At 50.4% G+C, this 13,228-nt stretch carries 12 protein-coding genes; 9 read left to right on the forward strand and 3 right to left on the reverse strand.

The genetic code is table 11. The features are described from left to right. Positions 1-733 precede the first annotated feature (733 nt). The 3 genes from FCL45_RS09415 (at position 734) to FCL45_RS09425 (ending at position 2,668) form a co-directional block, all read left to right on the forward strand. Positions 734-1,021: a DUF1540 domain-containing protein gene (locus tag FCL45_RS09415; RefSeq protein WP_136798895.1), complete on the forward strand. Its 288-nt coding sequence runs from the start codon at positions 734-736 to the stop codon at positions 1,019-1,021. 179 nt (positions 1,022-1,200) lie between these two features. Continuing rightward, complete coding sequence (locus FCL45_RS09420; RefSeq protein WP_217907705.1) at positions 1,201-2,262, forward strand: M20/M25/M40 family metallo-hydrolase; 1,062 nt, start codon at positions 1,201-1,203, stop codon at positions 2,260-2,262. A 130-nt stretch (positions 2,263-2,392) separates the two neighbouring features. Continuing rightward, positions 2,393-2,668 carry a hypothetical protein gene (locus tag FCL45_RS09425; protein WP_136798894.1) on the forward strand — a complete coding sequence of 92 codons (276 nt, stop codon included), beginning with the start codon at positions 2,393-2,395 and terminating at the stop codon, positions 2,666-2,668. A gap of 152 nt (positions 2,669-2,820) precedes the next feature. Here the strand turns inward: FCL45_RS09425 and FCL45_RS09430 are convergent, their stop codons facing one another. After that, on the reverse strand, positions 2,821-4,422 hold the full coding sequence (locus FCL45_RS09430) for an acyl-CoA dehydrogenase family protein (RefSeq protein WP_136798893.1): 1,602 nt from the start codon (positions 4,420-4,422) through the stop codon (positions 2,821-2,823). Positions 4,423-4,951: 529 nt separating this feature from the next. On the opposite strand from FCL45_RS09430, the gene FCL45_RS09435 reads away from it, so the two are divergent. The 5 genes from FCL45_RS09435 to FCL45_RS09455 all read left to right on the forward strand — a co-directional run bounded on the left by FCL45_RS09435 (position 4,952) and on the right by FCL45_RS09455 (position 11,389). Next, positions 4,952-5,584: a tetratricopeptide repeat protein gene (locus tag FCL45_RS09435; RefSeq protein ID WP_136798892.1), complete on the forward strand. Its 633-nt coding sequence runs from the start codon at positions 4,952-4,954 to the stop codon at positions 5,582-5,584. 760 nt (positions 5,585-6,344) lie between these two features. After that, complete coding sequence (locus tag FCL45_RS09440; RefSeq protein WP_136798891.1) at positions 6,345-7,031, forward strand: phosphoglycerate mutase family protein; 687 nt, start codon at positions 6,345-6,347, stop codon at positions 7,029-7,031. An 81-nt stretch (positions 7,032-7,112) separates the two neighbouring features. Continuing rightward, positions 7,113-7,961: an SAM-dependent methyltransferase gene (locus FCL45_RS09445; protein ID WP_136798890.1), complete on the forward strand. Its 849-nt coding sequence runs from the start codon at positions 7,113-7,115 to the stop codon at positions 7,959-7,961. Positions 7,962-8,049: 88 nt separating this feature from the next. After that, on the forward strand, positions 8,050-9,288 hold the full coding sequence (locus FCL45_RS09450; protein ID WP_136798889.1) for a metallophosphoesterase family protein: 1,239 nt from the start codon (positions 8,050-8,052) through the stop codon (positions 9,286-9,288). A 229-nt stretch (positions 9,289-9,517) separates the two neighbouring features. After that, positions 9,518-11,389, forward strand: a complete 1,872-nt coding sequence (locus FCL45_RS09455; RefSeq protein WP_136798888.1) for a multiheme c-type cytochrome — start codon at positions 9,518-9,520, stop codon at positions 11,387-11,389. 66 nt (positions 11,390-11,455) lie between these two features. On the opposite strand, the gene FCL45_RS09460 is transcribed toward FCL45_RS09455, so the two are convergent. Together FCL45_RS09460 and FCL45_RS09465 are read right to left on the reverse strand one after the other, a co-directional pair. Beyond that, positions 11,456-12,019, reverse strand: coding sequence for a hypothetical protein (locus FCL45_RS09460; RefSeq protein ID WP_136798887.1), 564 nt, complete (start codon positions 12,017-12,019; stop codon positions 11,456-11,458). A 328-nt stretch (positions 12,020-12,347) separates the two neighbouring features. Next, a complete protein-coding gene (locus FCL45_RS09465) occupies positions 12,348-12,800 on the reverse strand; it encodes a methylglyoxal synthase (protein ID WP_136798886.1) in 453 nt (150 codons plus the stop codon). Between the two features lie 131 nt (positions 12,801-12,931). Here FCL45_RS09465 and FCL45_RS09470 point away from each other — a divergent pair, with 131 nt between their 5' ends. Beyond that, positions 12,932-13,225, forward strand: coding sequence for a putative quinol monooxygenase (locus FCL45_RS09470; RefSeq protein WP_136798885.1), 294 nt, complete (start codon positions 12,932-12,934; stop codon positions 13,223-13,225). Positions 13,226-13,228 lie beyond the last annotated feature (3 nt).

A 13,228-nucleotide genomic window follows, 5' to 3' on the forward strand; every position in this document is an offset into this window, starting at 1 on the left:
ACCTGAAGAGGGGATGGAACAACCACCAGATCTGATTGGTATCCGTTTCGCCTGTGCCGAATATCAGTTTCTTTGGCGCCCATGCTGTGAGCCACTAAAGGGTTGGGTTTAAGCCACGAGATCTGTGCAAACAATTGGACACAACATGGCACCGATAATTTTCTGGGTCCGCGAGTATGCGGACAGGGCGTAGGTTGAAGGTTACATTGCTCCACTGCGAGATGTTGTGCGGGTCTCTCCGTTCTGTAATGTAACCTTCAACCTACGCCTCGATCCTGATGGGTGACTGGTGCGGGAAAGTATTTCCCGACACGCTACTCTGAAAAGACGGGCGCGAAAAAGATCGGTATTCTGCACGCCAGGTGTTTTATTGCAAGCACAACACCTTAAAAAGGAAAGACGTTCGTTTCCTCACAGGGGAGTATTATCCATTGACAAGGGGCCTTTTAATGGGTGCCCCCGATCTTTATCACAGAACCTGATTGACCGGTTGAGCGCTTGAATAAAACACCTGCATACGATAGGCTTTCAGGTAATCAGCTAACGAGTGACAGGTACGGTGAGTTCAAAAGTTAGCAACACCTGCGGCAATATTCAATGACTATAAGGAGACCCATCACCTGAGTTTTCATCTACCTCTGAAAGGCCATGAAGAGACGGAATAGAATGGCTTTCTCCAGATGCAACCAACATGAGGTTTCTGTAAGAGGGGTGCTTCAGGAGGACAACGACCATGAAAATGCCAAAAGTAATGGATTGCACTGTTTCCGGCTGCGCTTACAACACCAGCAAGGCCTGTCATGCCATGGCAATCACTATCGGTGGTAATCCCGACCAACCAATTTGCGATACATTTTTCCAATCTTCAACCCACGGCGGTGTCAAAGATTCAACCGCCGGCGTCGGAGCTTGCAAGACCTCTGATTGCAATTTCAATGAGGAATACGAGTGCGTAGCACCCAATATTAATGTCGGCATGCGCAACGGAGAACCCGACTGTCTGACATTCAGGAATAAATAGCAAACGCATTACACCCCTCAAGACAGAAACCTCTGTAATTTTAAATTGATATCGACGGGTCGAGCAAAAAGAGCTTTGCCCGACAGGCTCCTGGCCACCTTAAAGGAGATGGACAATCCTGGTGGGATGCAGGGCGATTGAGGATGCAGGCCATCTGAAAAAATGGGGAGGAGTCAGAGGTGAGATTGAGGTTTGCGCCTCAGGGGATACTGCAATGGCTGGCAACACTGGGTTGTCTTCTGCTTCTGATGGTAGGAATTATGAGCAGTTTCCTTGCCCTTATAGGGATGCCGGGCTCTTCTTATACCGGTCCCCTGCAGAAATTAAGTGCTGCCGAGAGCTACAGCACCGCGAGACTGGCCGGTCATGTCCGGGCTCTGGCCCAGGACATCGGCCCGCGTAATATCTGGACGACCGGCTCCATGGCTGATTCGGTTCGCTATATCCACGATGAACTCGCCGCCCTGGGCTATCAGGTCGAGGCTCAGGAGGTACCAAGCGTCAAGGGGATGGTTGTCAATCTGGAAATCGGGATCCCTGGCCGGAAGCTGGCCTCGGAGATTGTGGTGGTGGGAGCCCATTATGATACCGTGCCCGACTGCCCCGGTGCCAATGATAATGCATCCGGCCTCGCCGTCTTATTGGAACTGGCCCGCCTTTTGGCGGACTGCGAGCCGCAACGCACCATCCGCCTGGTGGCCTTTGCCAACGAGGAGGCCCCTTTCTTTGCCACTAAGTCCATGGGCAGCCGGGTCTATGCCATGCAGGCGCGGATGCGACAGGAGAAGATCACGGCCATGCTGTCCCTGGAGACCATGGGCTACTATAGCGATGAACGGGAGAGCCAATTCTATCCTTTTCCCTTAAGTTATTTCTATCCCGATCAGGCCAACTTCATAGCCTTTGTCAGTAATATCAAGTCGCGCCGACTGGTTCGAAGAGCCATCAGCGCCTTTCGCCGCCATGGCCATTTCCCCTCGGAGGGGCTTGCCGCCCCCGTTTGTATCAGGGGGGCGAGCTGGTCTGATCACCAGTCTTTTTGGGCAGAGGGCTATCCGGCCATCATGGTAACGGATACCGCATTTTATCGTTATGCGGCCTACCACACCCCACATGACACCCCGGAGAAGCTCGACTATGAACGTCTGGCCCGTGTGGTTAGTGGTCTCGCAGCCACCATTCAGGAACTGGCCTCTACAAACCAGGAAAATATGAAAAGAATCGAGAATGGCGTTAGGTGAGTTTCCATCCGAAAACGGTGCTTTTCCTCTGCTGTATCTCCCCTATCATATCTTGATTCCGATACATGTATGCCTACAGTATAGTAACAAGGCGGTTCCCGCTTTGTAATGTAAAAGGAGCAGGTACGTCATGGCATCAAAAGAAGATATCTGTAGAAAAATAGAGCAGGTTATACCCGAAGCCGGGAAGTGCGGAATCGATTATAAGGTCGAATATGATGACACAAACCACTGCTGGGCTGTAGATATGCAGGAAAGTGGTCATCACTTGAAAACCTTTATTGAGAAGTTCGAGGCTGAGGAGTGTATCGGGAACGAGAAGTGTATCCCGGTCGGAGTGCAGATCGGTCAGCTGAAGGAAAACCTGAAGCTTTACCACAAATGCGCAACCTCGAAGGTTCTGTAACACGCATTTCCCACGAACGGCTCTTACCGGCAGCTCACGAGGCGCCGGGCAAAACAAGCCAATCAATCAGTTGTCGGCATCATTGGATGACAGGCAAGGGGGAGGTCGCATCAGGTGACCTCCCCTTTTATTGTATTCGCTGAGCGTGTATTTCAAAACTCAACCTGATTCACTTCCGCAAGCGCCAGGTCCTGATACGCATGAAACAGGCGATGGCAAAGGTTATCCCACTCCCTGCAGGCCGTACGCATCGCAGGGTTCTCTTCCGTAAGGCTGGGAAGGGTGGCAATTTTCTCAACCTCCGCAGCCAGATCCGTCACAAGCGCAGTGTCCGCTCCGGCAAGGAGGTTGTGGACAAACTCCGCCGGCTCATACCACGGTTTTGCCCTGTGCAGATCACGGTGAATTTGATCCAGCAGGACATTTCGCGGTCCCTCCCAGAGCTCATTCACCACCCCATCCCGATATAACCTGGGCAGAGAGGAGAAGTCTTCCATTACGCCATGCCCTCCGAAGATCGACATGGCCAACCGCAGCTGATCCACTGCATCCCTGGAGGCCGTTATTTTCTGTAGCATTACCAGTTCGCGGGCATTGAACCGCTGTTGCTGAACCGGGGGGCGTTCCTCCGGATTAATACTCAGCTTGTTTTTGCCGTCGAGCTGCAGGAATTGACTATAGAGCTTGAACGCTCCGGCAGTCGATCTTTTGGCACTGTGCTCCAGATCGGCAAGTTGGCCGGCCACCATTGGAAACTGGTGTATGGGGCGGCCGAAGGCGCTTCGGAATTCAGCATATCTCAGAGCTTCCCTGGCTGCCCTCGTCATGCTTGCGGCTGCGGACAGACCTACTGTCAGACGGGAATAGGTCAGGACAATGCCGACAACATGGGCCATTCCGCGATCGAGTGGGCCTATCGGATAAGCAACTGCACCCCTGAAGGTCATTTCTCCGGTGGTCAATTCAGTGGTACCCATCTTCCATTTAAGGCGATCGATGGTATGCCCGTTGCGAATCTCCCGTGCTTTGTTGCCCGGCAGCCAGGCAGGTACGACGAACGTGGCGATGCTCTGGGAACCGCGGGGCTTGGCGGTTACCAGGGCATAGTCGGCATGGGTTGCGGAACAAAAGAACTTGGTGCCGTACAGCCTCCAGGTGGTTCCTTCCTGAACGGCCTCCAGCAGGTTGGCGGGGACATCAGATCCGCCCTGTATCTCGGAAAGATACTGGGCCCCGATAGCGAAATCGCCGTCTATCCCTTCCCGACAGTGGGCAAGGATCTGCTTTGTCTCGTCCGTGTCGGCAAATGCCTCCAGAATTGCCACCAGCCCTTCCGTGCAGGTAAGCGGACAAGCAATACAGGCCTCGCCGTTCTGATAGATCAGAAACATCTTGACCAACCGCTCCCAAGGCGAGGTCTTCCGGGAAAACAAAGCCTCAGCGAAAACCTCCTCTTCCATGAGAACCGTTTCCAGCGGCCGGACAATCCGGTCGATACGATGATTGTGACCGTCATACTGCAGCAGATAAGGGCTGTTTTCCGGCCTTGCCGCACGATCGGCAAGATCGCGCCAGCGAAAGGAGGCCTGGCGTGAGAGTATTCGGGCTGCCGTATCAACGTTTGGCCAGTCGTCACCTGCAAAGTGTCGCACCAGTTTTTGCAAAAACGGGTCATCCGCGTAGTAGTCGACGTTATTTCGCCAGCCGATGAATGCATCGAAGTTGTACGGATTGTCTCTGTTGGGAAAGGACATGTCATCCTCCGTCAGGGTTGCTGTCTTCTTATGTCCACCTGGAAAAATTTCTTTTTCAGGGTGTCCTCATGCTATTCCCGATGCTTCAGGCCACAATAGTCCGGGAGCCATTTGCAGCAGTGCTCAAAAGCTAAGCCTGGTGTTGCCTCCTGCAGATAAGTATACCATGGTATGCATTGTATTATATGGCCTTCGAAAGAAGAAACGCTCGCTCAGAACCCACATCTGCTGGCCTTAAAGTACTATATTAACGTGGATGTATGGCGAACTGCAGCAATAGGTCCTTGATAAATTTTCTGCCCCAACTTTCAGGGAGAGCATGGGTGCGCAGTTGCTCGGGACGCACGATCGATGCCGGTGCTAAAATTTGAATTCACCTGTACCCAATTCAACTCGAAGATAGTTTTTTATGTAATGACAGTTCATTACTCTCATTGCTATTATGTTTGCTGCTATCGGTGGACAACTCGTGCCGTGCTCAAGGTTACAGCAACTATCTGAAACTTATTAATCAAGCAGTGGGGAGAGCATGAAGAGAGAACAGGAAATCGCTGATGCTTTCAGGGTCGACGAGGCTGTTGAGGCAATCAAAGCCCGGGACTGTACGACGGCAAAGGAGATTTTGCAGGATGTTGCGGCAGGCGCTCCCATGCAATATGAGAATATGATAGAGGTCGAAGGAGCGATCTTTATTAAATGCTGGGATCTTGATGCCTTTTTCCATTATCTGAACTACCAGGCAGAACATGGCGACCCGAGCCTTGATATTCACTGGTCTCCTGGCGCCTACCCCAGAGCGTACTATTATCTTGGTTATCTGGCAGTGCAGGACAGCGACTTTGATAGCGCAATAGAATATTTAAATAAAGGTTTACTGCTGGAGCCCGAACATCCCAAACTCCGGCTTGAAAAAGCACAGGCACTGATAGGTAAGCATGAATTTCAGGCAGCGCTGGCAACGCTTTTGCCAATTACCAGTACCACCTCGCTGGTAACCGAAGCCGATCTTGCTGCGGTGTTGCGTTGCCGTGCCTTTATTCTTATCGAGATGGGCGATCTGAATACCGCCAGGGGATTGTTGCATGCTTCATTACGACTTGCCCCCGATAATGACATGGCTCGCGATGAACTGGCCTATATCGATAACCAGGAAAAAGTCTGAGCCGACATTCGTCATTGCAGAAAGGTATGCCTGAACTGAATCTGATGATCTTTCTATTATTTTTTCTTTGAACTATCAAAATTTTATGGGGCTCTTTTCATTGCAATTCAGATAGCCATCAAATGTAATCAGGTGAACAGGGTGATACGCTGATACCCCCTGATATTCTGCTTACAGATTGGCACGTGCCCACTGCCTGAAATCATAACGCAATCCCTTTGTAGAGAACAGCTCTTAGCTTTAAGTTGTTTGCCCTGTCGCCGCTCTCTTCCGTCCTCCCGCCTAAAAACTCCCTTACTTTTATATGCTCTGTGCAACTATTTGACAGCGACTTCAGTTTGTGATGCTATTGGGATATTACAGGCTGTCATTTGCTGGAGGGCTTGAAATTACAGCTTCTTTGCGATGGTGCGCAGGGGTTCAAACCATTTTCAGCTAACAACTTCAATTTAATGACGAAAGCCGTGTGGAGTGTTTCCGGTTGAAGAACTCTTTGTTGGCAATGTTGCTACAAATGGCCCATGAACAGTTCTGGGGTGATGGGAAAGTATTTTAAAGCAAGGTAGCGCCAGGTTTTGGGGCTGTAGTGGAAATGTTGCCGGAAACAGCAGGGGCTGGTGGACGGCATGGTGAGAAGATGCTCCTTGAAAAGCCTAGCTATATATAGGTTCATTCTCTGTCTGGCTGTTGGCTTGCTGCCTGGTTCAGTCAACTTTCGTCAATAGGGAACCGGGCAGAACATGATTCGCCTGGAGGTGTTATGTACGAGTTACCTGGGATAGCAAAAGATATCGTACTTATCAGATGTGGCCAGAGCAGTGACTTGCCGGGTGAACCGAATGATGCCGGGAATCCCGGGTTAAGTGAATTAGGCAAAAAACAGATGACAGCCGTAAAGGCTCGACTGGATCAGCACACGTACGATTTTGTCTATGTCAGCCCTTTGCTGCGTGCGTATCAATCGTATCAGATTGCCTCCCCGAAGGCGTGCTATGTGGAACTTGATAACCGCATCACCGAAAACAATGCGGGCAGAAATTGGTATCAGTCGATGGTCGGATATCTGCCGGCGGATCGACTTACCTGTCGATGTGGTGACGGCTGGCTGATTCCCTGTGAAAAACGGGCTGAAATGATTGCTGCAAACATAGCCGCCAACGGTGCGGAGAAAATCCTTATTTTCGGCCACCAGGAGATCATTAAATGTCTTATAGCGACCTGGCTTGGAGTAGATGGTGTCAAGCTGCATGAAAATCTGGTTCTCGATAATGGGTCATTCACCGGCCTACTGCTTGACTCGACGGGATGCAGGCGGGTGAAGTATGTGAACGACTCCAGCCATTTGACTTTCGCTCAAGCTCATCAGGCAAAGTCTATGAACCCGTGGGGGCAAGCTGAGTTTCAGGGCGCTGGGGCAATGCGTCAGCAAAAAAAGAACGATGATTGAAGGCGGACATTGAAAATACTTCCGTATGTACTGGGAATGTGTTGTGAATTTTTATGAAATATTCGGTGCGGGAGTTGAGTAATGAGCGATACCATCATCAGAAACGATCTCACTTTGAAGTTTGAAGATTCTGAAGAGATAAGCCGTCAGCAGGATGCGCCTGAGGCGATTGAGGCCAAGGCGTGGGAGATTATTTCAGGTGGTTGGCTGCACCACGGCTATTTTGATGAAGCCAATGTAGATGCCAGTCTGGCGGAGGGGGCTGAGCGATTTGCCCGGATGATGATTGATAAGACCTCCATTTCCGCCGGACAGACTTTTTGTGATCTGGGTTGTGGGGTCGGCCGTACGGCTATTATGCTGGCTGCAGAGCGGGGCTGCTTTGTAGAGGGCGTGACCAACAGTTATCACCAGCAGCAAATTGCGACTAGACATGCCTGGCTGGCGGGTCTGGATCATCTGGTGGCATTTCATCTTGAAGATGCCAGGGATCTGCCCTTTGCCGGAGAGTCGATGGCCGGTGGCTGGTTTTTCGAGTCGATCTCACGCATAGGCCATGAAAAGGCGCTGATCGAGGCAAGACGGGTCTTGAAAAGTGGTTCTACACTCCTCATTGCAGACCTTTACCTGCGGGGGGAGGCCCAGCGCGGCTTTTGCCAATATGCGGTTCGGGAGATGCAAACTCAAATCATCCGCTTGCAGGCGTATCGTGAGGTGCTCGCCGATTGTGGTTTTGAAGTTGTTGAACTGGAAGACGTGAGCACATTTGTCGGTAAACCTTTTCCGCAGAAATTTGCCGAGGCCTTTCACCTCCACCGACATGAGATCGCTCATCTTGTCGGGGAAAAAGAGGTTAAAAGATGGCTCGAGGTTCATGAGACAATTGCCAGAAATACCGGCTATATCACTGTTGCTGCCAAAGCTGTGTAACACCGGAGCCGACCTGTCTATGGGCCAGAAGTGCGGTTGACTGTGGTGAAGAAAGACAATCCTGCAATCCACACTGGGAGATGTTGACGTGCTAAAGAAACGAATGATGAAAACAGGGTACTTGATTACCGGCGGTTTGAAAATTTTCGCTCTGGTTTGCTCCATTACTTTCTTCTGTACAGGATTGTCGGCGGCGCAACTGGAACGCATTCCTTCTCCGAAATCTTTTTCAGCAGATGAGGTTCATTTCATAGTCTTCGGTGACAGCCGCAAGAACGTTCTGGTGGGGAAAGACAGGTATGACGAAGATAAGGTACGCAGTGCCCGCAGATACAACCATTTTCGACATCTGGTTTTTTCGGATGTGGCGGCAAGTCTGGAAAAGCGTGAGGCGGATTTTACACTTTTTACCGGAGATTTTATCTGGATGGGAGGCGATAAGAAACAATGGCAGGAAATCCATCGGTATTTCCCACGGGGGCTGCGCAGCAACGGTTCTGCGCAGATGTTTCCGGTACTCGGTAACCATGAGTTGCTGCAGGAGCCGGGCAAACAGGACGCGCTCAAGAATTACTTTGCAACCTTTCCCTATCTCACCGACGGCGGGAAAGGGCTGCATAACTACTATTTCACCGTTGGCTCAAACCTCTTCGTGTCTCTTTGCAGCGGTAATACCACTGATGATGAGAAAAAGGTGCGCCGTGAGTTGGACCAGTACTGGAATTGCGATTGCGTGGTCTCTTTCGATAGCCTGATGCTGGAATTACTGTCACTGCTCGATGGGGTGATGCTGGAAGATGGCTTGCAGAATGTTTTCGTGCAGTATCATAAGCCGTCATTCAGCAATTCGGTTCATCCGCCCCTGAACAGCTCATTCGACCCACTGATGGCTTTAGGGCAGTGGAAGAAAGAGCATCCGGAGGTGAATGTGGCTGTCTTTAACGGGCATAACCATACGACTGAGATGTATCGTACTCAGGAGGGAATTCTGGTGATGGTAACCGGAGGTGGCGGTGCTTCCCAGGATGGCTATCTGGCAGCACACCAGCACACCAAACAGACACCCGATGAACTGTTCTGGCAAACTCTGGGTAAGGTTGAACGTGAGCCGCGGATAAATTATTTCAGGGTCGATATCGATGCAGAAGGGCAGGCTGTCATCCGTGAGATGGTATTGGTGATAGACGGTGGGCTTTTCCCTCATCTGAAGACCCATTTCGCAGAAGGAGTGAGGATTCTGGCCAATGGGGAAATGTTGCCACCCGTTATTCAGCTGGAAAGCATCAGGATGAAAAGGCTGCTCCATGCCAGAATGGGAGCAAGGTAAGTTTCTTGCGTTATATGCTGGTTGAGTCGACTGGAGGGCCACTAGGCGCAAGGTTGCTGTTGCTTGACTAATAGCTGGGCGTCAAGCGATAATGAAGCACGTTTGGCCTCGTTTGTAACAGTTGATGCCCTGAGAAGCAGCTAAATGATTCTCTGAGTTCGTGTTACTTGAAAGATCACACGTTAGGTTCTCCGGGTTGATTCTCAATCTTTTCCATGGAGAGGTTGCTATGCGATGGAAAGTATTTTTTGCCTTCCTGTTGGCTGTCCTTTTGTGTGTAACAGTAGCCCAGGCCGAAAATCAGTGTCTGACTTGCCATGAGGGGATTGAGCCAATTTCCGAAGATCCGGAAGTACATGATATGGAGTGCGTGGAGTGTCATTTCGGTGACGCTTCTGCCACAGATGCTGAGGCGGCGCATAAGGGGATGTTTGCCAATCCCAGTGACATGCGGGTTATCGATCAAACCTGTGGTACCTGCCATGACGAGATTGTGGAGCATGTGAAAAAATCACTCCATGCCACCAGCGCCGGAAAAATTTCAGGCACGCGCTACGCCTGGGGGTTGCAGGATAAAATGGCTGCAGAGTACGCCACCTACGCTGTCGAGGATGACAGTCCGGAAGGTGAGCATGCAGTCAAATCCCTGGCCCAGCTCCCCATGTACAAGTATGACCAGCCAGAGAGCCCGGACAACCACCCGGCCAACGATTATTTACGGAACCAGTGCTTGCGCTGCCATGTCTGGAGTGATGGACACCAGCGCGATGGTGACTACCGTGCCAGTGGCTGTGCTTCCTGCCATGTGGAGTATTCTGATGCAGGGCTTTATGAGGGTGGTGACCCAACTATACCGAAGGATCAGAAGGATCGCCCAAAGCTGCATCGCATTACCAAAAAAATAACTGAGACCCAGTGTCTGCATTGCCATAATCGTGGTGGACGTACCGGCGTGAGCTATATCGGCACCATCGAAAGTGATGGCTACGGTACCCCATGGCGTGCCGATGGCAGCAAGCAACCCAAGCTGCATGGCAAGAATTACAACCATCTGCAGGCCAATATTCACTATGAAAGGGGAATGACCTGTATTGACTGCCATACCATGCTGGAGTTGCACGGTGACGGAAATATATATCTAAAACGGGAACATGCGCTGGAGGTTGTCTGTGTGAATTGTCATGGCACCCTTGAAGCCGCAACGGATATGAAGACCAGCCGTGGCAATGAGATGACGAATCTTGCCAAAAAGGGTGATTCGATTGTGCTTACTTCAAAGCTTGATGGCAAGGAACATGTGGTTCCGCAATTGGTGGAAGCAGAGCTTTCTCCTGAGGCGTATGTGGCCAAAAAGGCGGTGCCGGTACATATGGAGAAACTTGAATGTTATTCATGCCATGCCAGGTGGGCCTCTCAATGTTATGGCTGCCATGCCAAGCAGGATGTCTCAAAGCCATCGGGCGATTGGCTGCAGGGCAAACCCGGTGGCGATCCGAGTAAGAATTCCATGAAGGGGAATCGCGAAAACAGTGCCTACGCCTGGGATGAGTCCCGCTCCTATGTGCGTTGGATAACCCCGGTTCTGGGGATCAACTCCAGGGGCAAGGTGAGCCCCCTTATTCCTGGTTGCCAGGCTATTTTCACCCAGGTTGATGGCGAAAACCCGCTGGTAAACAATAAGGTCTTTACCACCAGGGATGGACTCACAGGTATCAGTCATACGCCGATTCACCCCCACACTACTTCTATAAAAGCCAGAAGTTGTATGGACTGCCATGCAAACCGCAAAACTCTGGGACTAGGAGGTGGAATATATGATATCGAAGGGAATTTTCCAGACGGAGCGCCCATCGATTTTGAGCTTGAGCGAATAGTGGATGAAAACGGTACGCAGCTACAGGCTATTCCCCATGAGGTCGCACGGCCATTTAACAAGGAAGAGTTGGAGCTTATGCAAAAGGCGGGGACCTGCATCGCTTGCCACAAGAAGGATCAGAAATTCTGGATGAGCCTTAAAGAGAAAAGTGGAATTAAAGGAGCGCCGAATGACGAATTGCACCAGAAGGCGATTGAGGCGATTCTGGAACATGGTAGCAAGTAGCTGAAACGGAATAAAAAGATGTGATGAGCCGACAGCCGCTACAATACATATCTGTGCTGTATATGGCTACTCCTGCACGAAGCTCTTAACATAGGCCAGGTGCTGGTTATAGCTGTCGGTTCCGAGTTCGTTGGTCATCAGGCTGAAGCCCAGTACCGAATCGGTTGACAGACGAACCATGCCCTTGGTGAGGTATTTAAAAACACCAGCGGGGATTTGCTCTTTATCTGCGAGCTGCCTGTCGGAGAGAATCGTCAGGTAGCCGCGTCGGTTTTTCCAGAAAAACTCCCGTAGCGCTACTTCCGTTTCAACGACATAAGGCAGGTATGGTGTGGCTGCCTGGTAGAGGTTGTCCCGGATTTTTTGGGCAGTATCAAATTGGGCGAGATCGGGAGTGTCGCTTTTGAAAAAGAGCAGGAGGTCAAAATCTTTGCCATTTTGGGGAGTGACCTGAACATTGGCAAAGCGGAGGATAAGTTGCTTCTGGAGAGTGACCTTGTATTCCTCTGTATCCTTGACGATGAAATAATCATTAAGGCTCAGACGAATCCGGTATTCTTTGGGACCGCTCGCAAAAGAACTGTTTTGCCAGAAAAGCGACAGTAGAATCAGTAACTGGAGAAGCCTCATGCGCTCTCCCTTTAGTAGAATATGTGTGAAACCCTATCACGTTACTGCATCAAGTTATCTCTTTTTCAATTGCAACGCAAGACTAATTTGTTTGTTATGGTCAGCTATAAATTTCTGAGGGAGGGGGACAAAGGGGGGAGGTGTGGCTTGATCGTAACAAGTAGGGCTGTAAATTTTTTACTATTTAATATCAATGCGATAGGGTGAATGACATAGTAACTCAACGCAAACTGCATCAGGGCTGCGCCTGACCAGCTCTTGTTGAGTCCCAGGGTGGAACAAAAAAAATGAGTGAAAACAGTCTGTTGAGATCTTCTGGGGGCGATAATTATAATTTTCTCTGGATGTAGGAGCTGTAATCCTGCAGCTGTGGATGATACTCCTGCCGCATTAACGGCGATGAAATCAGGAAATCTGCGCTGGAGCGGTTATTTGCCGTGGGAAGATTGTAGAGTACGGTAATTCTCAAGAGTGCTTTTACGTCGACATCGTGCGGGTGTGGCTGCATCGGGTCCCAGAGGAAAATCAGCATATCCACTTTCCCTTCAGCGATCATCCCGCCCAGCTGCTGGTCACCGCCTAAAGGCCCGCTTTTCAGCTTCGTGATCAACGGGGCTGGCGCACCGTTTTGGCATAGACACTCCTCCACCAGTTTGCCGGTGGTGCCTGTGCAGATAAGTTCATGTTTTAGGAGTTCGTCACGGTTGTGATCAACCCATTCGATGAGTGCCTCTTTCCTGTTGTCGTGGGCCACCAGGCCAATTCTTTTTTGTACTTTCATAGTTGATCATTCTAATTCCTTCAGAATAAAAGGCTATATGATTTCGGTTATTTTTCCGATAAAGATTCGGTTCTGTCGTCTCGCTGTTGTAGAGTGTTTTATAACCCGTTAACCCTGAAAAGGAGTATCTCATGTATATCGTAAGTGTATGTTTTGTTATAAAGGATGCATATGTCGAACTGTTTAAAAAGGAGATGAGCCAACAGGCCAGAAGGTGTCTGGACAGGGAGGAAGGCTGTCTTCAGTTCGATCTGGGGCAGGACCCGGATAACCCCAGCCGTTTTTTCCTCTACGAGTTGTATACCGATGAGGCTGCCTTTGAGGTGCACAAAAAGACCGAGCATTTTGTCTCTTTTGCGGAACTGGTGGGAGATTGGATTGCCGAAAGAAGCCTGGATACCTGGCAGAGGATAGAGCAGCAATAGCAG

Origin of the sequence: Desulfosediminicola ganghwensis (assembly GCF_005116675.2) — a bacterium.
In the GTDB taxonomy this organism is placed as follows: domain Bacteria; phylum Desulfobacterota; class Desulfobulbia; order Desulfobulbales; family Desulfocapsaceae; genus Desulfopila; species Desulfopila ganghwensis.